Below are 19,830 nucleotides of genomic sequence, written 5' to 3' on the forward strand. Positions count from 1 at the left end.
CGGTGGGGCATCGGAATGTGCCGTAGCCTATCGGCTTCGTCATTCCAGGGCGTAGCAGCCGCGCAGCGGCGTCGCGAAGACCCTGGAATCCATGCCGTTACGTCCATCGACGAGTGGGGCCTAACAGAATTCTGCACCGTTGCAACGCTTCGTCGTAACGGCATGGATTCTAGGGTCTGCGCCGCGTCGCTCCGCTCCTTGCTACGCCCTAGAATGACAACGGCAGGTACGCAACGGCTAGTCTCGAAGCTTTGCGATATCGCACCCCGGCTGGCAGTGGACGCCGGCATGACTTCGCTCATTCCAAAAACTCTTCCTCATAAGGGAAGCGCGAGAGCAGTTCCGTGCCGGTCTCGGTGATCAGGATCTCATCCTCCAGTTTGACGCCCTCGCGGCCGCCTTTCTCACCGATATAGCTCTCGACGCTGACCACCATGCCGGGCACGATGATGCCGTCGCGGCCATAGGTCTCGTAGTCCATCGCGTGGGCGATGAAAGGCGTTTCGCCATGCATGCCGACCCCGTGCATGACCGAAGTGTAGCGCTGGTCGACGAAGCGGTCCGGGATCTTCCACGCTTTCTCGGCGATCTCGCGGAAGGCCATGCCGGGCTTCACGATGCCGATATTGTGCTGCACCTGATCATGCGCCATGCGGTAGAGCGATTTCTGGTAGGGCGTCGGCCTGCCAGGACCACAGCGGAAAGTGCGTGAGAAATCGGAATAATAGCCGTAGCAGCCGATCGTGTCGGTATCGAGAGCGAGCAACTCGCCCGGCCGGATCTTGCGCCCGCTCGCTTCGTTGAACCACGGATTGGTGCGCTGTCCCGACGTCAGCAGCCGGGTTTCGATGAACTCGCCGCCTTGGCGGATGACCTCGCCATACATGATGGCGAACAGCTCGTTTTCGGAAACGCCGGGCTTGATCGCCTCGCGCACCGCAGCCACCGCGGCTTCAGCGCCCGCCATCGACGCCAGCAGGCATTTGACTTCCTCCGGCGTCTTCACGGCGCGCACGGCCAGGATCTCGCCCTGGCAGTCCTTCACCTCGCAGCCGCGCCTTTCCAGCGCCAGCGCCTGGAGGTGGCTGCAGCGGTCGAGGCCGAGCTTCATAGAGCCGCCGCCATGCTTCTTCAAAAGCTCGGTGATCTCGTCGGCGAACGGCCCAGCGGTCTCGTCGTCGCGGCCGGAGACCGAGGACCACACCAGCTTGGAAGGCCGCGCCTCGTCGATCGTGTCGAGCACCATCGAGACGTGGTAGCTTTGCGGATATTCGAACAGCACGACCGGCCCCTCGGTCGGGATGAAGAAGTACCGTGTCGAGTTGCGCAGGAAATAGCCGAACATATTGCGCGAGCCGGTGGCATAGCGCTGGTTATAGGGATCGAACAGCACGACGCCGCCATAGCCCGCCTCGCGCATCCAGGCGCGCAGTTTAGTAAGTCGACCCTTACGCAGCGCGTCCGCATCGATGAAGGACGGCTCGGTGTCCGACAGCCACATCCCGCCGGCGGGATCGGCCGCGGCCGGGTGGCGCATGCGGTCCTTGAAATCCACGTCCTCGGTGCTGTCCGGATCGAATACGACGATGCTCATGGGAGGCCTCCTGTTGCGGAGAACATAGCGGGGCAGGATGCGGAGCTTGTGCGGAATTCCGCAGATGTCGTGCCGGATGCCGCGCCATTGACGTCGTCATTCTAGGGCGAAGCAAGGAGCGAAGCGACGCGCGCAGACCCTAGAATCCATGCCGTTAGTTTGGCCCAAGGATGCAACGGTGCAGAAAGTCCTCGCTGCGAGGGGTGCCAGTTCTGCACCGCCGAGACGCTCTCAGGTCAAGGCATGGATCCTGGGTGTCTGCGCTCCGCTGCGCGTCGCTTCGCCCTAGGATGACGAGTTAACGCGGAGCCGCACCACTTGGCCCCTAATGCCTTCGCATCGCCTTGGGCGCATGCCCATGCTCCTCGCGAAACGCTCTTGCAAAGCTGGACATCGACGCAAAACCACACGCCAGCGCCACGTCGCGCACCATCAGCGTCGAATGCGCCAAGAGGTCGGCGGCGCGCTTCAGCCTGAGCCGCCGGTAATAGCCATTCGGCGAGATATCCAGCTCGGCGCGGAAATTGCGCTCGAGCTTGTCGGGCGACACGCCAAGCCGTTCCGCCAGATCCGCCATGCCGAGCCGCTCCTCGACCGCGTCCTCCATGATGGCGATGGCCGACAGGACCAGCTCGTTCTGGACGCCGGTGCGCAGCCTGAGCGGCATCAGCTTGCGGTCGACGCTGGACCGCAAGGGGCTGTGCACGAACCATTCGGCGACACCGGCCGCCAGCTCAGCGCCATAATCGCGCGTGATAATTTCCAGCATCATATCAAGGCTGCCGACGCCGCCGGCGGAGGTAAAGCGCTTGCGGTCGATGACGAAGAGATCGCGCCTGAGCTCGATGTCCGGAAAGGCCTCGGTGAAAGCGGCCTGGCTGGTCCAGTGCAAGGTGCAGGCATGCCCGTCGAGCAGGCCGGCGCGGGCGAGGAAGAACGCCGCATCCGCCACGGCGCCGATATGCGCGCCGCCGCGTAGGCTTTTGCGGATCCAGCTCATCGCCTCGTCGGCGACGACATGATCGGCATCGCCGCCGGAGCAGACGACGATGCGATCGACCTTCGGCGCGCTGGCGGCCGAGAAGCCGGGCTGGATGACGACGCCGTTGGATGCCTCGACCGTGCCTTGATCGGCCCCCACGATCACCCAGCGATAGCATTCGCGCCTGGCGAGAACATTGGCGCCGCGCAGCGGTTCGATCACCGACGAGAAGGCCATCATTGGAAAGCCGGGAAAGACCAGCACCGCGAAGGTGAGGGGCGCTTGGCGTGCTTCCGTCTGGGCGCGCTCGCGTGGTCGGTTGGCTAGGGCGGCACTCACGATTGTGTATTTCCCGGGCGCTGCATTGATGGCAGAGAGAGCGTGACTCTAGCGGGCGCGTCGGCGCCCTTGCAACGGAGAGACGACACTATGTTTGCGCCAACGGCAATCGACACGAGCAACAAGCCGGCCTTCTACAAGGAGTTGGCGGCGCAATTGAAAGCATTGCTGGAAGGCGAGGGCGATTCCATCGCCAATGCCGCCAATACCGCGGCGCTGATCTATCAAATGGTGCCCGACCTCAACTGGGCCGGCTTCTATTTCCTCGCCTCCGACGACGAGCTGGTGCTCGGCCCCTTCCAGGGCAAGCCGGCCTGCGTTCGCATCGCCGTCGGCAAGGGTGTCTGCGGCACGGCCATCGAGCTCGACATGTCGATGCTGATCAAGGACGTCCACGAATTTCCCGGCCATATCGCCTGCGATGCCGACTCGCGCTCGGAACTGGTCGTGCTTTTGCGCGATGCCGATGGGACGTTCGGCGTGCTCGATCTCGACAGCCCGCTGCCCGGGCGCTTCGACAAGGACGACCAGGCCGGCATCGAGAAACTTGCCGCGATCTATGTCGCGGCGAGCTCGTTCGAGGACGGCGACGAGGATTAGGACTTGAGATCGAGGTGAGGCAGGCTTCGCCGCGGTCTCAGGCGAATTTCACCAGCATCAGGCTGAAAGCCGCGATGAAGATGAAGGCAGAGAAGGCCAGCATCAGCGGCCGCAGGCCGCGCGAGCGCAACTGCGAAATGTCGGCCTGAAGGCCCATGGCGGCGAGCCCCATGGTCAGCATCACCTGCGCGGCCAGGGCGATTGCGGTATGGACCTGGGCGGGAATGGCGACCAGGCTGTTCAGCGCTACGACCGCGACGAAAGCCACGACGAACCAGGGCATTGGCGGCTTGGCGCCGGAAGCGTCGGTGCTGCCGCGGCGCGCCATCAGGCCGAGCGCGATGACCATCGGCGCCAGCATCGCGACACGCGTCAGCTTGGCGACGGTCGCGGTCTCGCCGGAGAGCGTGCCGTTCTGGAAGCCGGCGCCGATCACCTGCGCCACCTCATGGATCGAGGCTCCTGCCCAGAGACCGAATGCGTGCTGGTCGAGCCCGAAGACCGGCGCCAGCAGCGGAAAGCCGAGCATGGCGACGGTTCCGAACAGCGTGATCGCGGCAACCGCGTAGGTGACGTCCTCGTCGCGTGCGTTGGTGACGATGTTGGTGGCGACGATTGCCGAGGCGCCGCAGATCGAGGTGCCGGCGGCGATCAGCTGCGCCAGCTTGGCGTCGACGCCGATCAGCCGGCCGAGCGTGATGGTGAAGAGGAAGGTGGCGCTGAGCGTGGCGGCGACGATGCCGACGCCGCCGAGGCCGATGCCGGCCACCTGGCCGAGCGTGAGCTGGAAGCCGAGCAGCACGATGGCGAAGCGCAGCAGGCGCTTTTGCGAAAAGGCGATGCCTGCCTTGGCATGGGCGGGAAGGCCGAGCACGTTGGAGTAGATCATACCGGCGACGACAGCGAGAATCATCGGGCTGAACAGGGTGAGGCCGGAGAAGCCGCGCGCCGAATAGGCGACGCTGGTGATCATCGCCACAAGGACCAGTCCCGGCGCAACGCCGGCTGAGATCGAGGTCAGGGCTGGGCGCTTGCGCTCGGCATTGGCCGAGTTCAGGCGATTTGGAAGATCGTTCGCGGTGACGGGCAGGAAAGACACTTGAATTCTCCAGGAAAGCTCACCGGGGAAATGCCATTCCAGAACCAATCTTTCCAACGAATTATTCGAGTTATAATGATCGATTTTTACGAACGATTGCCGTCGGGCAACTGGCTCAATCGCCCGAGCTTGCGTTTGACAGGGCGCTTGCCGCATCGTTATTTCTGACGATATACGACGATTACCTCACCACAATCGAGCGGCGGCGGCCCGCAGGGAGCGAAACCATGTCACACAATCTGCAGTTCTATATCGATGGCGCCTGGGTCGATCCGGCGGTCCCGAACACGCTCGACGTGATCGATCCCTCGAACGAGGACGCCTTCGCGCAGATTTCGCTCGGCACCAAGGCCGATGTCGACAAGGCAGTGGCAGCAGCCAAGCGCGCTTTCGCCACTTTCGGATTCACCGAAGTCGAGGAGCGCCTCGACATCCTCAAGCGCGTCATCGAAATCTACAAGAAGCGCAGCAAGGACCTGGCGCTCGCCGTCTCGCGCGAGATGGGCGCGCCGCGCCAGATGGCGCTGGACAGCCAGGTCGGCGTCGGCCAGGCGCATCTGGAAAAGATGGCCGAGGTGCTGAAGACCTTCCAGTTCCGCCACGTCAAAGGTTCCTCGCTGATCGTGAAAGAGCCGGTCGGCGTCGTCGGCATGATCACGCCCTGGAACTGGCCGCTCAACCAGATCACCTGCAAGGTCGGTCCCGCGCTTGCCGCCGGCTGCACCATGGTGCTCAAGCCGTCCGAGATCGCGCCGCTCGACGCCATCATCTTCGCCGAGATCATCGACGAGGCCGGCGTGCCGACGGGCGTCTTCAACCTCGTCAATGGCGATGGCCCGACCGTCGGCCAGGCTTTGGCCAGCCATCCGGATGTCGACATGATGTCCTTCACCGGCTCCACCCGCGCCGGCATCCTGGTCGCCAAGGCTGCCGCCGATACGGTCAAGCGGGTGCATCAGGAGCTTGGCGGCAAGTCGGCCAACATCCTGTTCCCCGATGTCGATCTCCAAAGGGCAGTCACCAAGGGCGTGGCCGGCTGCTTCGGCAACAGCGGCCAGTCCTGCAATGCGCCGACCCGCATGTTCGTGCCGCGCGACCGGCATGACGAGGCCGCTGGCTATGCCAGGACGGCGGCGGAAAAATTCACAGTCGGCCCGGCCGACGCGCCGGGTTCCAAGCTCGGCCCGGTGGTCAGCCGGCTGCAGTTCGACAAGATCCAGGGTCTGATCCAGAGCGGCATCGACGAGGGCGCCACGCTGGTGACCGGCGGCCCAGGCCGTCCGGCGGAGCTCAACCGCGGCTATTATGTCCGCCCGACCGTGTTCGCCAACGTCACGCATGACATGCGCATCGCCACCGAAGAGATCTTTGGACCGGTGCTGTCGATCATGCCTTACGACACGGTCGAACAGGCGGTCGAGCAGGCCAACGACACCGTCTTCGGCCTCGCCTCCTACATCCAGGCCAAGGATATCGAAAAGGCGCGCCAGGTGGCCGCCCGCATGCGCTCCGGCAATGTCTACATCAACTACCCGACCTGGGACGCGGGACTGCCCTTCGGCGGCTACAAGCAGTCCGGCAACGGCCGCGAATATGCCGAATACGGTCTGGAGGATTTCCTCGAGATCAAGGGCATCGCCGGGTATGAGGCGGCGGAGTAGGGTTCGCCTGATGCAGCAGGCAAGTTCCGGCGCAGTGAGCAGAAGGGGCACGGTCACGACCGCGCCCCTCGGGGGCACCGGCTACTACCGACCTGGCTTACGAGCGTACCCGCCGGGCGAAATGCTCGTACGTCACGCGCCAGGGGTCGCTCTCTGCAGCTCTCTCCTCGCCGATCCAATGAAAGCTGCCGGTGGTGATCTCGGTGAACCGCCATCGCGCTTGCAGGCCGCGCGAGTCCTCGCCGATCTGGACGATGTCCTTGCCCTCCGCCCGTCCGATCTGGCGCGAGTAATCCTGGTTGAGCGGATCGCTCCAGATGATGTGCCAGCCGCCGATTCGGGGATCGAAGATGCGCAAGGTCGTGCCGTACATAATTGACGGGGCAGGGCGTTTGGGCCTCATCCAGATGTCCTGGATAGCGCGGCCTTCGAGCACCCAACCGAAATGGCATTCTCCATCCCATTTCTGGATTGTGCCGTCGTCGAGGTGATGAACCGTGTCCATTTCCCAGCTTCCGATCAGCCAGCCATACAGCTCCATGTCTTTCGCTCGGCCGGCTCGGGGGCCGTCAGATCCGAGAGCCGCAAGAAACGCGGAAAATGCGCTCGTCATGATTTTTCTCCAATAGAATAGGCGAGCAGCGACCAGACGCTGGACGTTGCCGCCACAATCCTTGCAGCGTGCGGGTTCAAGGTCTTGGGAGAAATTGCTGTGATGGTGCTATGGACGAGACGATGGCTGCCCGCGCCTTGCCTCTATGATCCCGACCATGGCCCGGGTGAATTCGACCATGCTGTTGGCCGTGATGGCTGCGTTGTCGGGGCTCTGGCCGATATGCTCGGCTGCTCCGCAGCATGAGCGGCGGATGCGGTCGTAATGAGCAAGTCTTTCATCGTCCGGCAACGCCGCCAGGTTCAAGGCTCGACGGTGAAGCATGCGCAACAGCTGCGCCAATGCTGTTTCGACACTCATGCGTTTGCTCCGCATCGGTCGAACGTCTCGGCACATAAGGTGCCGGATCGTCGATCTGGGGGCGGTTCTCGTCCCCGATCCGGCAAGGCTGCGCCTTAGCTGTTAATATATCGTTGATTGCTAATATGATCGGCGAAGCCTTTTGGACGGGAGCACGGCTGCTATTGGCCGTGGCGGAAGCCTCATAGCAGAGCGCGTGCAACCACGCTCAACGACGACTGCCCGGGGGCGTCCCGAACAATATCGTCGCATTTCAAATTCTAACGATCGGCAAAATGCACCAGTAAGGATGCTTGGTAAGAGTTGATTCAACCCTTGCTGGTATGTACAAGGTGGCGGCTCCGACTAGGGGTGGGTTGCCTGAAAGCCGGAGCCGCCTGCGCGGCTCATGGGGTAGTGACCGCGCTGTCCCAGAATAGGACAGCGCGGTCTACGATTCGTTAATTAGCTAGTATATCGTCGTGCGCACGGGGGGCTGGCGGTGCGCTGGCCGGCCGGCTTACTCTATTCCTTCGATCCTGCTTTTGCGTTTCGCCGGTGTAAACACCCCGCTTGCGGGGGGCGCCAGGAACCTTTCGTTGCAGGCCATGTTAATTATTTGGACGCGCATCTTCCAACCGGACAGCGCGCCGCGTCGGGATGGATTGTCGCCTGTCGCCGCGAAGGCGAGAGACGCCGGCTTTCCTTTAGGAGGTCCCGACAAAGAGCCCGCCCGACACCAGAAGAGCGGGCTCTTTCATTGAGTCCTTGCCATTCGAAAGCATCTAAGGAATATAATCCTCCCCGGTGCGGCGACCACTTCAGCAAGGTCGCCAAGGTCGAACAATATCCCCTTTGTCGAAGATGCGCTCGGCAAGAAGCTTGAGGACGGGACAGGCCTATCGGTGAGTTGCCTGACGTGCCGTTGGTGAAGCAGCTCGGCCCGGATCATTCATGCATGCATTGGGGATTGATCAAGGTGCTCTTCTGCGCCGAGCGGCGCGCCGCCGGCCGCGACGATCGGAACCTTAAGTTCACAAACCATACGTTGACGCCAGAGCAGCGGAAAGGTTGGACGCCTTGTCCTTAGCGGCCCGACAGTTCCGCGTTGGGGTTGCGTTTGGGATGAACCGCCGGGCCTAGCCGACTCGGGTGGGGAGCCGGCTGGAGCAGAGGTTATATTAGCGCAGCTGCATAAAGATCACGGTTGATGACTTTCCACCGCTTTTCGCGCAGAGGACGCTTCGGCGGTGTAGGATGGCGGGAGCAAGAAAAAAGGCCGTCCACGCAAATGCTGGATGTGGACGGCCGCTTACGACATAGCAGAATTTAGTAGGCCTTCTTGGGGGCGGCCTTCTTCGCAGTGTGCTTCTTGTGCTTCACCGGGCACTTGTGCTTCTTCGTCACCTTGCAGGCCTTCACGACGTGCTTTTTGACTGGCTTTTTCTTCGTCATAGCATCTGAGGCCGGCGCGGTGGTGGTCATGGTCGCCGCCGGGGCCGCCGGCTTTGTGGCAGCGACGGCAGTGCTGGTGCCGAGAATCGGCATCGAGACAGCGAGCGCAAAAGCAAGACCGAGAGCGGAGATGAGGGACTTTTTCATGGCTTTTTCTCCTTATTATGCAGGTCGGTTTTGGGTGTCACTGCATCGGGATCGATCGGTGTCACGCCAAGCAGCTTCAGAGCGTTCGCGAGCATCCGGATGCCCTGCGCCTCCTTCTTGTTGGCGCAGAACCGGTTTCCCTTTCTTTGCAGTGCTTTCGCCGCGGTGACCTGCGTTGCCGCGGCGTGGGTTTCGAGGGCTTCGTCGACTTGGCGGCTGAGATTGGCGCAGCGCTCGGTCCGGGTCAGCGGCGCTGCGACCTTTGCGGTGGAGGCGCCGGCCGCCGCTGTAATGAGCGACATGCTGAGCAAAGCACCCATCACGCTGATCGAGATCCTTTGCATCGCTTGTCGCAAACCCGAGCAAGTGCTGCCGCAGCGCAGCAGCCGATGAACTGACCCTCCAGTCAACTATACGCTTTAACGATTTCGGGAGGTTTTCCGGTATGTTTCCGGATTGTGTCTGAGGGGCTGGCCACGATCAGGCCTTCCGCAGCCTCACACCGGCGCGGGCGGCCTTCGCTCTCATGGCGGAGCGCGGCTTCGGCCGCTATGTCGGATCGGCATTCATCACCTTGAACCCGAGAGATGCGGGGCTCTGGCAACGCGTCCACGAGCATTCCGGGGGGCCGCGCCTAAAGGCATGAGGCGGCCCGCAACACAATGGTTTAAGCCGGGCCTGGTCGGTCGCGTGAAGCATGTACGGGCGGTTTATCCAACGAAAGATGCCCGCCGGGGGTACACAGCGGGCATCATCTCCAAAAACCGACGATAAAGGGACTCAACACTCGTCAGTCGGGGAACCTATACCTAATGAGATTGCGGGCTATATGTTTCCTCGCATGGACCTATGCGGGGGCAACGCGGGACTTCAGTCGCATATGGAACATTGGTCTGGGAGCGCCACGGTCCCGGCTGCGGGCGGCGGAGGTTAAATGTTCGATGGCCCGCTGCAGATGTGCCACCTCACCGGCAGCGGGCCAAGGTGGCCGGCGCATCTCGTTGGGGAGAATGCCTTCAGGGCGAGCGCCGAGCCTGACGGCTTATCAGGGCCGTCGCATATACAAATCGGCTAATCTACCTCAAACGGCTATGGTGTGATCGCGTAAGCCCTTGGCAAGCGATCCGGGATGAGGAATATAATCCTTCCCGGTACGGCGACCATTTCAGCGAGGTCGCCAATGACGATGACGTTGCCATTTTCCGAAGGGACGCTCGGCCGCAAACTTGAGGCCGGCACGGGTATGTCGGTCGACTGCCTTACATGTAAGCGCAAGGCCACCCTGGACGTTGCGGAGTTGGTGAAGCGCTTCGGGCCGGATCAGCCATGCCTGCACTGGGATTTGCTCGAGATCATCTATTGCAGTGAGTGCCGCGACGCCGGCCGCGACGATAGGAACCTCCAGTTGACGAACCATGCGCTGACGCCAGAACAGCGCAAGAGGTGGACGCCTTGTCCTTGATAGGACGCAGTGCGGGAGCGGCCCGGCAGGCTGACCGGGGGGTCAGCAAACGCCGGGCCTAACCGGCGGGGGCTCGGGGGCGAGACACGGCACCGGCTGGCGACAAAATATATGCTCGTTCTGGAATGACCGGCATCATCCATACGGACGAGCTGGGAACAGCCCTTAGGATGTCGCCGGCAGCAGAAGTTTCATTGCCAGTGCGTAAGCACGTACAGCGCCAGGAGCGACATCACCAGGCTCGCCGCCATCCCGATCAGATCGCCCCGCCGGTAGCGCCAGACAGCGCAGGCGAGCATGGCGAGGCAGATTGCGGCGATGGAGAGCGGGATGGTCACTTGCTCGGCGCCGCCGGCGCGCCCACTGCTAAGAAAATCTTGAGCATTGCCCCCGCCTCCCCAAGTCATGCCCGGCTGAATACTTGCGCATGTAATGTGCGCATGCAAGCTACGCCTTCCGCAGCCTCACTCCGGCGCCGCTGCCGTTCTCGGGGATGAAAACAACGCCGGCCGCTTCGAGGGCCTGCCGAAGGACAGTCAGCGTTGAATTGTTGGGCTCTGTCTGATCGGTCTCGAAGGCTGAGATCGTATTTCGATGAACACCGCTTTTCGTGACGCGCGGTCTGCAGCCTGTACAGGTCGCGGCGGGCCTCACTGTGCCGGCGGTTGATCGGGCAAGCCGAAGCTCGACAAGGAAGGCAAGCCGGTGCTGGTCGCGAAATACACCTGCCTCCATACGCTACGCCATTTCTATGCAAGCTGGCTCATCAACCCGAAGGACGCAGGTGAGCAGGGGAAGGACATCAAGACGGTGCAGGCTCGCATGGGACATTCCAGCATCGTCATGACGGACGACACCTATGGCCACCGGTTCCCGAGCGCCAACGATGAGGAAGAACTGGCGGCGGCCGAAAAGGCGCTCTTGGGAGCTTGACGCGACACAAAAACGCAACATGGTTGCCGTTCGGTTCGATCCAGTAGGTGCTAAGTACTTGAAATTACTTGGCTGGGGTTCCTGGAAGCTTTTCGAACTTTCTGCCTTGCACCTTCACCCGAATTGCGGGTGTTGATGAGCGAGGTTGGGATGTCGGAATCCGCTATAGGGAAAACTTGATCGTCGCACTCACTCTGGGGCTCGCGTCGGAGGACCGCTACCCGTGATACCCACCGCCGAGGAGGCGCTGAACAATGACTGCCGGCGTGAAACTACATGCCGGCAGCAGCGAGCCACTGCTGTAGTGTGAAGGGGGTGTGAATGATTAGCGCATGTCGCCCAGAGGGGTGCGCGGCCCTGGGACAACGCCATGCATCAAAACGACGACCTAAAAGCGCGTCGATTGATTCCCTTCGAGCGCGACGAACTAAGTGCCGTCAGGCGCCGGGTTTGCCGCTAGCTCGCCGCCTGCATCTTGAGCAGTTGCTGCGCGGCGGCCGCGTTGTCGCCGCCACCTGCCACATGCACGGTGGGAACGGCGAGCTTGATGCCGTTCTCGTCGAATGCCTTCTTGATCATCATGAACGCTCGCCGCTTGATGCCGAACTGAGTTCCCGGCTTGGTCATCAGCTTCATCCTGAGGTCGATCCCGGAATCGCCAAAGCTGTCGACGCCTTGCATTTTCAGCGGCTCAAGCGTGTCGGCCGCGAACTCAGGATCCGCGGCCAACTCCTGACCGATCTTCTTGATGAGCTTGCGAGCGAGATCCACGTCGGAATCGTAGGTGATGCTGAGAGCCATCTTGTCCATCACCCAGTCACGGCTCATGTTCTGGATGGCGCCGAGCACGCCGAACGGCACGGTGAAAATTGGGCCGCGGTGATGCCGCAGCCTGACTGACCGTAGGCTGAACGATTCGACGGTGCCCTTATAGCTGCCGCTCTGAATATACTCGCCGACACGGAAGGCATCGTCGAGCATATAGAAAACGCCGCTCAGCACGTCCTTGACCAGTGTCTGCGAACCGAAGCCGATGGCGACGCCGAAAATGCCCGCGCCGGCGATCAAAGGTGCGATCTGCACGCCCAGTCCGGACAGGATTGTCAGCACAGCGACGGCCGCGATGAAGACAGCGAGCACGTTGCGGAATATCGGCAGCAGCGTACGCAGCCGGCCGCTGCGGGCAAGGTCGTCCGCATTTGCCCCTTCCTTTGGCGCGAGCTCCATCCGATAGGCGATCAGCGCCTTCGCCAACTGCCAAAGCAGATCCGCAACCAGGAGGACGATGATGCTGTTGAGCAGGCCCGAAATCACGAGCGCGCCTGTTTCGCTGCCGGCAAGGGCTGCAGTCCTGACGCGCCAGATATAGGCGAGCCAAGCGACCGCGGCGCCAATCACTGCTGCCCTGGCACCTCTGACGATCAGCACGTTCAGCATGATGCCGGCGGCACCACTGCGCTGCGCTCTGGCGGCAAAGGCCTGTGCGACGTTGCCAACCCCACGCACTGCCATCGGCAACAGCAACGCATAGAGGCCAAGCCACAGCACGCCGAGCAGTCCTGCCACCCAGGCCAGCCAAAGCGCGATCAGATAGAGCGTCAGCAGCGATTGCCTGACAGTGGAAGCTGCGCTGCCCGGCCGCCGCCAGACGATTTCGATGGCGACGGCCAGCATGCCCAGGCCACAAAGCAGGGCAACCACCCGCGCCACGTCGATCGAGAAACCGATGCTCGGCATGAGGCTGACCACGGCCCAGCCAAACAGCAGAAAGCCGGCGATGAGGCTCACGCGCCGAAGCCAGAAACGCTGCACCGTCTCGCTTGCGACAGGGACTGCCGTCAGCGTCTCATCCGACGTCCTGCTTTCCGCGCCGGCAAGTTCAAACAGCAGCCTGGCAGTTGCGCGGACGACACGCACGGCGATGAAGGCGAGCAGCAAGGTCAGCACGATGCGGCGCAGCAAAGGCGGCCATTCGAACGCGAGGAACGAGCCGATGGCTGCCAGAGCAAATGTCAGCAAGGCAGCGACCTCGGACAGGGCCGCCTGTCCGGGGTCAACTGTTCGGTCAGAACCGCCAGGCGACAAAGCCCGGCGGACCAGCCACTCGGCGCCGAAGCCGACGACAGTCAGGACTGCCAGGATAAGGATCACCAGGCCGGGCCTGCCTGAATTCACGTCGCGCGACACGATGCCGGCGGCGTTAGCTGCCTCCTGCGGGATGCGGGGAATGGCATCGGTGAGCGCGACGAGACGTGCGCGAACGGCCAGCTCCCAGTTCGAGATCGCGTCGGCAGGCGATGCGGCAGACGGTTCCTCGGCGGCTGCCGGTACCTTTCCTTCGAGCCATACCTTAACCTCCGGATCGGACAGCAGGTCGAGGAACTGCCGTGCCTTTTCGGGCGGCACGCCGTCCGGAGGCTGCTGGGCCCAGGAAGCTCCAACGAGCACCCAAAAGAAAATCGGAACAATGGCCGACAGCAAAAGACCAATTCGAGTGGGCAGTGCATTGCTCATCGAGCGCTCCCGCAATTTTCGGTCGACAATGCGACCAGACGTTCCCGCAATCGAACGAAGCACGCCGGATCGAACGCGGAACCCCGCTACTTGACCAGCTCGAACTCACCCGGCCGCCAGCTCTTGTCGAACCAGGGTTCGAGTTCGAGCGACACGGAACTTATTAGCCATCAGCATCTAGGCGGCAGTAAACGCACCGCGCGATGCTGGCAGAGTTTCGCTCTGTACCGGTGCCGGTATCGACCGCAACAGCGCCTGCGCCACATGTCGCTCGCCCATCATCACGTCGCCCTCCGGCTATGCCGGTCGAAAATCGATGGAATGGATCAGCCTGACTTTTGTTCGGCCAGGCACTTGCGACCCGTTGCCATCGCCTTGAAGGTGCCCTTCAGATCGACGACAAAGGTACCCTGGGTTTGCGGAAACACGGTCATCTTGTATTTCTTCGCCACGTCGCGCTTGAAAGCTGGGTCATCCGTCAAAATGTAACCGCCCGAATACCCGCCTTTGAGTTGGCCGGTCGTTGTGGTCACCACGCCGCGGTAAAGATGACCGTCGATATCGACGAAGATGTCCTTGACTCCGTTCTTGAGGCCTATGTCCAGCTTCGTGAACACGCCTAGGTATCCGACCGACTGGTTTGCACCTACGCCCATTTGCACCGAACCCGGGCCAAACGAACTCACGATCAGGCAATCTCCGCGTGTCTTATTGGCGTAGACAGTCCAACCCTCGACGTCATCCCCGTATTTGACAAGCTTATCGCTGGCCTTGGGAAGAGGATTTTCTTGCGCGTAGACTGCCGTCGCAGATGAAAGCGCAACTGATGTTGCCACGATAAGTGCCGTAAAATCTCGCATGATGGTTATCCCTCAGATGTCAGATGTAAGAGTTGTTTTAGATCATGGCCTGGAAAGACCGCGGGAAGCGAGGGTGCTGTCAACGAATGCCAGCACCCCTATTGCAACCTTGGTTTTTCGGTCGAACGCGGAACCCCGCTACTTGACCACCTCGAGCTCACCCGGCCGCCAGGTCTTGTCGAACCAGGGTTCGAGCGGGCCATAAAGCCGAAGCAGCGTGTACCAACCCTTGCCGGGAACGGTTTGGATCCAGTTCGCTTCCTTCCCCGCCGGCGCGGTCGGGCCGAAATAGAGGTCGACCGAACCGTCGGAATTCTCGATGAGCTTGTCGCGCTTGTTGTTCTTGCTCGGGAAGGCCTGGCTCGTCTGAAGCTGCGAGCGCGTCTGCGGATCGTAGATCACCACGGACCAGAAGTCCTTGGCCGGCGCATTGGCGGGAATGCGGAGGCTGTAGGTCTTGGCGCCGTCCAGATAGTCGCCGTTCGCGTCGGTTGCGGCATAGGCGTACTGGGAGCCGGCACCGACCATTTTCTGCACCATGGCGGGCGTGTTGACCGTCGCCTGGTAGAAGTAGAGGGTCCTGGCGTCGAGATTACGGCCGCCCGCGCCGCCGTCCCGGAGCCATTGATAGCTGCCGCCCACGAAGGCAGTGCCCCAGGCACTGTTCGGATAGAGCTTGACGTCGTCGAGGCGCGGGCGGAACAACAACGCGCGGGAGGTTGCGTTGCCTATGGCGACCGCATCGATCAGCAGCTTCTTCATCCGCGCGTCCGGCGCGAAGGGCTTGCCCTTCTGGATGCCGATGGAGGCAAACAGGCCGAGCATTTCGGGGTCGAACATCGAGCTCGGCTCACGTTCGACGACCGTATGCAACTCCTCGAAGAACTCGAAGTCGTTGGCGTGGATGGTGTTCATGGGGACCCGCGATCCGTTGATGAACTCCATCTTCGGCGGGTTATCGCGCTTGCTGAGCGGATAGACCTTGAGCCCCTTCTTGAACGAAGCCACCGCCGCGTCGGTCTTTCCGTCCACCAGGAAACCGCGCAGGATCACCCAGTTCACGTAGCTGGTCGACTTTGAGACAAAATACTTCTGACCCTTGACTTTGGCCTCCATGCCGCCGACGGGCGGATTGAGATCACCCTTGTAGTCGGGAGGAAGGATCAGGTACTTGCCGCCCTTGCCGCGATCGAGCCCGGGAGCGCCCATGTCGGCCACGAAGCGGAAATAGGCGTCGTTAACGGTGCCGGGGCCGGAACCGGCCGGAACCTCGACGACTGTCGGTCCGTCCTTCTGGAGATCGAGCATCGCCATGCCATAGACGGTATCGGTGTTGCCGGTCAGGAACAGCGGCGCCGAGTCCATCAGCTGTTCGGTAATGATCGCCTTGTTGGAGGCATCGGCGCCCAGTTCCAGGGAACCGAGCCTCACGCCCTCAATCGAGGTTGCAGGAATGCCGTTGAGGAATGTCTCCACGCCGCGCATAATATCGAGATTGTCATAGAGTTTGCCGACCGTTGCGTCGTCCGGCATCCCGTCGAAGAAGTTCAGCGTTCCGATCGACGTCTCAACCTTGTCGGGCGTCATGATCTTCTCTGGAATCTTGTGATTGTAGCCCGGGGTGTTTCCCTCCTGAGCTAACGCGATATTCATCGCAAGCAAACTTGCGCCGACTAAAGCAAAAGATCGCATACCATATCGAAGCATCGTCGTCTATTCCCTCTAAAGATGTTGAATAATTCCTGGTAGACTCACACGCACCGAGAAGATGCACAAGGCATACTTCCAGTTGGCGTAAAGTAATCGCAGATTCCCTTCCATCATTCAGACAATGTAGTTCATCCAACTTTTCATCCGCAGCAGGATTCGCCGAACGACCGCGACCGACGCCATATGGGTGCTGTACACGGCGACCTGAGCTGTCGATCCGGCAGGCAGTTGGTAACCCGAAACATCGTCCGTTATTTCGATGCCGACGAGCGCGAGGCCCTGTGTCTGTCCGCGATCCTCAGGATTGAGAAGAGTGGGGCTTGCTTGCAGCTGCCCTTGCGAAACTGCATCCGCAACCCCGCTGACCTTGCCCTGAAATACCTTCCCGGGAATCGCATCGAACGCGATCTCGGCTTCCGAGCCCACGGTCAGACGTTGAACGACAGCCTGCGGGAAGGCTGCTGCAAAAACCCTGTCGCCCTCGTGAATAAAGATCAGCGCCGGTGCTGTTCCTGCCATCATGCCGGGGCGGAGGAAGAGCTGGGTTACGTAGCCGGCGGTTGGTGCTCTCACCACGGTTTGATCGAGGTCGTATTCGGCGTCGCGCAAGTCGGCCGTCAACCTGGCGACCGTGGTATTTACGCCGCCGATCTCCGACAAATAGGCCAATCGAGCGCGTTCCAGCGCCGCCTGACTCTCGGCCAGCGACTGGTTGGCTGCCTCGAGGTTATGAGACGCCGTATCGACAGTGGCCTGCGCAACCACCTTTTTTTCGAGAAGTTGTGTTTGGCGATCGAAGGCCTGCTGGGCCAGCTCGACCTGCGCCTCGGCTTTTGCAACACTGGCGGCAGCCTGGTCCTGCGCCGACTTCAGCTGCTTGACCCCTTGTTCCGCTTCCGCGACAGCAGCTTCCTTCTGTGCAACGACGAATTTGTAGGGTTCCGGATCGATCTTGAACAGGACGTCGCCCTTCTCAAGGGCAACGTTTGGTTCAACTGGAACCTCGACCACACGGCCTTTCACTTCGGGAATGATCGGCGTGGTGAAGAAATAGAGACGCGCTTCCGTCGTAAACGGGTGATTGTAGTTAACGATTGCAAGTAGCCCGCCGACGACCACCACGCCTCCAAGGCATGCGGTGGTCGCGGTCCATTTGTTGACCGGCAGACGCATGAATTTGAAGACGACAACGCAGATAGCCGCATAACCAAGCAGGAGAAGTGCACCCATGGCGTCTACTCCGCGACCTGCTCAAGCGCTGAATGCCGTCTGTCGAGCTGGGAGGTTTCGGCGGAATTTCCCGAAGCCGCAGCCGGTGAAAGTCCCCAGCCGCGATCCGGGTGGTAGAGGAACGCCCAGATCCATAGGAAAGGCCACAGCGCCCCCAAGGTAAGGAGGCTGACCCAGGTTGCAGCGCCGATCGCGTCCTGATGTGGGTGGTTGCGGGCCTTGGCGATCTCATAGGGGATTGCCCAGACAGCGACCGCGCCGTAGGCAACCAGCAAAAGCACGATGATCAAGGTAATGAGCGCGACGCTGTCGAGCATTGTTGTTTCCATCCGAAGCCGTCTTCAGTCCGCTTCCCGAAGTCGCCGCCCGGCTTCGTGCTTTTCGAGCAACGCCGCCAGCGGGAAAGAAAACCAAAGTCATGCAGCCACAGTGCATCACCCGCCTACGCTGGGGCATTGTGCTCTTGTTCGGAAGGTAACTAACTGTAGGCTACCCGCTAAAAATGCGGTCTGACCCGCTGCCGGTTCGTGGACACCGAGATGAGGTGTTTGACGGAACTGGAGGAATGCAGAGCCTGTCCTGCCGCGATGGAGAGCTTCCTTTCGTCACTCAAGGGCGAACAGCGCAAGGTCTACAGGACGAGGGATGACGCCAGGGCGGGCGCGTTCGATTACCTCGAGCGCTTCAACAATCCTCAGCGACGGCACTCGGTACGAGACTGTCTCAACCCGTCGAGTTCAAGGAGCGAGCGATGCTAGCTCGACTGCGCGGTTCAAAACCGGCGCAGGCCAGTCAATCAGGGATCACAAGACCTGCTTTTCTAAGCGAGCCGAGAAAGGTCTCGACATCTTGCGGGCGAGCCAAACGCATTGACACTTGCCCCCGCAGGTTTTTCACCAATCCTGGCAAGTTCTGTTGAAGCCAGACGATCTCTCGGCGGGCCTCTATCGCCTTTCCCGCTTCGCCGTATATGGCAGCGGCAACTAGATGAAATATCGGATGCGTTGGCAAAGCGGCTTTCTCCAGCCAAATGACCGCTTGCCTATAGTCGGCACCAAAATAGGAGCAAAGCGCCGAGTCCACTTCATAGTAAGCTGATTGTCCCGGATTCAATCGACGCGCCTCCGAAATCAATGGGCAACCTTCCTTCCAATTTCCCGAAACCGCGAGGCGCTCGCCGTACTCGCCCAAAAATTCGGTGTCACCGGGATTCACTTTCAAGCTTTCCTTGCCCAGCTCCAACGCCGCATCGATCTGCCCGTCGAAATAGAGAGCCAGCATTTTCGCCTGGCGCGCTCGCATATTCTGGGGATCGAGCGCCACGGCTCGCCTGGCGGCGTCGAGAGCATGTTCAAGCGAAGACGCCGGGGACACCCCATCGGCTGAAAATTCAGCCCGATAGTCATCGACATAGACCAATGCCAGGAGACCCCATGCCGTGGCGTAGCGGGGGAAGCGATCCACAGCTTGCTCAAGGCATGTACGCACAGTGGGACGGCGCTCCGTATCATATTCTAGCCGGTACGCGTAGAAAGAGAGCGTGCAGCTATACGCGGCCCACTCATCTGGGGCTTGGCTTGCGCGGGAATCCTGGTCCGCGTCCGCCTGGAAGATCGCGCCGTAAACCTGAGCCAAGCTTTGAGTTACGCTGCGCGCAATCTTCAACTGCGCATCCTGAAATGCCGACGCGGTTAATGGGCCGTCGTAACTATTTGCCCAAATTACGGTTCCACTGCCGTGATTGAGGAGCCGAGCCCGAAGCTTGAAAGCCTCTTGTGACAGCGTGACACTTCCCTCGATGACAAATCGTGGCGGCGCCAGTGAGGCATCGTCCGGCTTCGGGGCGGACACCATAACCTCTATGTCTCTGAACTTGGAAAGTTGCTCGACGATTTCCTGCTTCAATCCGCTTGCAACCGAGCCTGCGGCCTTAGTGCCGCCCGGATTGTCAAAGGTCTGCACGAGCACACGGGGCTTTTCCGGCTCGCCGTGTTTGGCGGAGCCCCACCACCAGGCCGATATAGATGCCACGATCGCCAGAAGCACCACGAGTACGGCTGTTAGCAGACGTGGCCGGGTTCTCCACAGGAGCGGGCGCTCTGTGACTGGCTGCGTGACAAGTGGGGCAGGGAGCGGCGCTAACTGGGTTTCCGCCCGGCGTGCGAAGGAAGGAACATATCCACCCTTGGGAATGGTTATGAGTACAGGATCCCCCTGTCCTGAGGTCAGGTAGTAGCGTTCCAGCGCCCGACGAAGATGGCCGGCCTCAATGCGGACGATCGGGTCCGTCTG

General features: G+C 61.3%; 18 protein-coding genes and 1 pseudogene. 5 read left to right on the forward strand and 14 right to left on the reverse strand.

Features of this window, described 5'->3' with window-relative positions; translation table 11 throughout:
* Positions 1 to 298: 298 nt before the first annotated feature.
* Positions 299 to 1,594, reverse strand: a complete 1,296-nt coding sequence (locus tag ACWGS9_RS22145) for a M24 family metallopeptidase (RefSeq protein WP_454507251.1) — start codon at positions 1,592 to 1,594, stop codon at positions 299 to 301.
* Between the two features lie 325 nt (positions 1,595 to 1,919).
* Positions 1,920 to 2,816 carry a GlxA family transcriptional regulator gene (locus ACWGS9_RS22150; protein WP_454507270.1) on the reverse strand — a complete coding sequence of 299 codons (897 nt, stop codon included), beginning with the start codon at positions 2,814 to 2,816 and terminating at the stop codon, positions 1,920 to 1,922.
* Between the two features lie 189 nt (positions 2,817 to 3,005).
* Here ACWGS9_RS22150 and ACWGS9_RS22155 point away from each other — a divergent pair, with 189 nt between their 5' ends.
* The gene (locus ACWGS9_RS22155) at positions 3,006 to 3,515 is read left to right on the forward strand and encodes a GAF domain-containing protein (protein WP_454507252.1); all 510 of its coding nucleotides are present in this window, start codon (positions 3,006 to 3,008) and stop codon (positions 3,513 to 3,515) included.
* 37 nt (positions 3,516 to 3,552) lie between these two features.
* Here ACWGS9_RS22155 and ACWGS9_RS22160 read toward each other — a convergent pair whose 3' ends face one another.
* Positions 3,553 to 4,614 (reverse strand): YeiH family protein, encoded by a 1,062-nt coding sequence (locus ACWGS9_RS22160; RefSeq protein WP_454507253.1) that lies wholly within the window; start codon positions 4,612 to 4,614, stop codon positions 3,553 to 3,555.
* A gap of 227 nt (positions 4,615 to 4,841) precedes the next feature.
* Here ACWGS9_RS22160 and ACWGS9_RS22165 point away from each other — a divergent pair, with 227 nt between their 5' ends.
* Positions 4,842 to 6,275, forward strand: coding sequence for an aldehyde dehydrogenase family protein (locus ACWGS9_RS22165; protein ID WP_454507254.1), 1,434 nt, complete (start codon positions 4,842 to 4,844; stop codon positions 6,273 to 6,275).
* A gap of 97 nt (positions 6,276 to 6,372) precedes the next feature.
* Here ACWGS9_RS22165 and ACWGS9_RS22170 read toward each other — a convergent pair whose 3' ends face one another.
* The 4 genes from ACWGS9_RS22170 to ACWGS9_RS22185 form a co-directional block, all read right to left on the reverse strand.
* On the reverse strand, positions 6,373 to 6,816 hold the full coding sequence (locus ACWGS9_RS22170) for a hypothetical protein (RefSeq protein ID WP_454507255.1): 444 nt from the start codon (positions 6,814 to 6,816) through the stop codon (positions 6,373 to 6,375).
* Between the two features lie 180 nt (positions 6,817 to 6,996).
* Positions 6,997 to 7,248, reverse strand: a complete 252-nt coding sequence (locus ACWGS9_RS22175) for a hypothetical protein (RefSeq protein ID WP_454507256.1) — start codon at positions 7,246 to 7,248, stop codon at positions 6,997 to 6,999.
* A 1,308-nt stretch (positions 7,249 to 8,556) separates the two neighbouring features.
* Positions 8,557 to 8,829 carry a hypothetical protein gene (locus ACWGS9_RS22180; protein WP_454507257.1) on the reverse strand — a complete coding sequence of 91 codons (273 nt, stop codon included), beginning with the start codon at positions 8,827 to 8,829 and terminating at the stop codon, positions 8,557 to 8,559.
* Complete coding sequence (locus ACWGS9_RS22185) at positions 8,826 to 9,173, reverse strand: hypothetical protein (protein ID WP_454507258.1); 348 nt, start codon at positions 9,171 to 9,173, stop codon at positions 8,826 to 8,828. The genes ACWGS9_RS22180 and ACWGS9_RS22185 overlap by 4 nt, the downstream gene beginning before the upstream one ends.
* 836 nt (positions 9,174 to 10,009) lie before the next feature.
* Between ACWGS9_RS22185 and ACWGS9_RS22190 the strand changes: the two genes are divergently transcribed.
* Positions 10,010 to 10,291 (forward strand): hypothetical protein, encoded by a 282-nt coding sequence (locus ACWGS9_RS22190; RefSeq protein WP_454507259.1) that lies wholly within the window; start codon positions 10,010 to 10,012, stop codon positions 10,289 to 10,291.
* 191 nt (positions 10,292 to 10,482) lie between these two features.
* Here the strand turns inward: ACWGS9_RS22190 and ACWGS9_RS22195 are convergent, their stop codons facing one another.
* Positions 10,483 to 10,629, reverse strand: a complete 147-nt coding sequence (locus ACWGS9_RS22195; RefSeq protein ID WP_454507260.1) for a hypothetical protein — start codon at positions 10,627 to 10,629, stop codon at positions 10,483 to 10,485.
* 367 nt (positions 10,630 to 10,996) lie between these two features.
* Between ACWGS9_RS22195 and ACWGS9_RS22200 the strand changes: the two genes are divergently transcribed.
* Entirely contained in the window at positions 10,997 to 11,224 is a 228-nt protein-coding gene (locus tag ACWGS9_RS22200) for a tyrosine-type recombinase/integrase (protein WP_454507261.1), read from the forward strand.
* A gap of 456 nt (positions 11,225 to 11,680) precedes the next feature.
* On the opposite strand, the gene ACWGS9_RS22205 is transcribed toward ACWGS9_RS22200, so the two are convergent.
* The 5 genes from ACWGS9_RS22205 to ACWGS9_RS22225 all read right to left on the reverse strand — a co-directional run bounded on the left by ACWGS9_RS22205 (position 11,681) and on the right by ACWGS9_RS22225 (position 17,855).
* Positions 11,681 to 13,738 carry a mechanosensitive ion channel family protein gene (locus tag ACWGS9_RS22205; protein ID WP_454507262.1) on the reverse strand — a complete coding sequence of 686 codons (2,058 nt, stop codon included), beginning with the start codon at positions 13,736 to 13,738 and terminating at the stop codon, positions 11,681 to 11,683.
* 326 nt (positions 13,739 to 14,064) lie between these two features.
* Positions 14,065 to 14,598 carry a hypothetical protein gene (locus ACWGS9_RS22210; protein WP_454507263.1) on the reverse strand — a complete coding sequence of 178 codons (534 nt, stop codon included), beginning with the start codon at positions 14,596 to 14,598 and terminating at the stop codon, positions 14,065 to 14,067.
* 138 nt (positions 14,599 to 14,736) lie between these two features.
* Positions 14,737 to 16,305 carry a DUF1254 domain-containing protein gene (locus tag ACWGS9_RS22215; RefSeq protein ID WP_454507264.1) on the reverse strand — a complete coding sequence of 523 codons (1,569 nt, stop codon included), beginning with the start codon at positions 16,303 to 16,305 and terminating at the stop codon, positions 14,737 to 14,739.
* Positions 16,306 to 16,422: 117 nt separating this feature from the next.
* Entirely contained in the window at positions 16,423 to 17,538 is a 1,116-nt protein-coding gene (locus tag ACWGS9_RS22220) for an HlyD family secretion protein (protein WP_454507265.1), read from the reverse strand.
* Between the two features lie 5 nt (positions 17,539 to 17,543).
* Positions 17,544 to 17,855, reverse strand: coding sequence for a DUF3302 domain-containing protein (locus tag ACWGS9_RS22225; protein WP_454507266.1), 312 nt, complete (start codon positions 17,853 to 17,855; stop codon positions 17,544 to 17,546).
* A gap of 264 nt (positions 17,856 to 18,119) precedes the next feature.
* Between ACWGS9_RS22225 and ACWGS9_RS22230 the strand changes: the two are divergent.
* Positions 18,120 to 18,298: pseudogene (locus tag ACWGS9_RS22230) on the forward strand (IS3 family transposase); the annotation flags it as partial.
* Between the two features lie 32 nt (positions 18,299 to 18,330).
* Here the strand turns inward: ACWGS9_RS22230 and ACWGS9_RS22235 are convergent.
* Positions 18,331 to 19,830, reverse strand: a 1,500-nt coding sequence (locus tag ACWGS9_RS22235; RefSeq protein ID WP_454507267.1) for a hypothetical protein, incomplete at its 5' end; no start/stop codon positions are given.

The sequence above is a fragment of the Mesorhizobium sp. Arg314 genome (genome assembly GCF_053714275.1).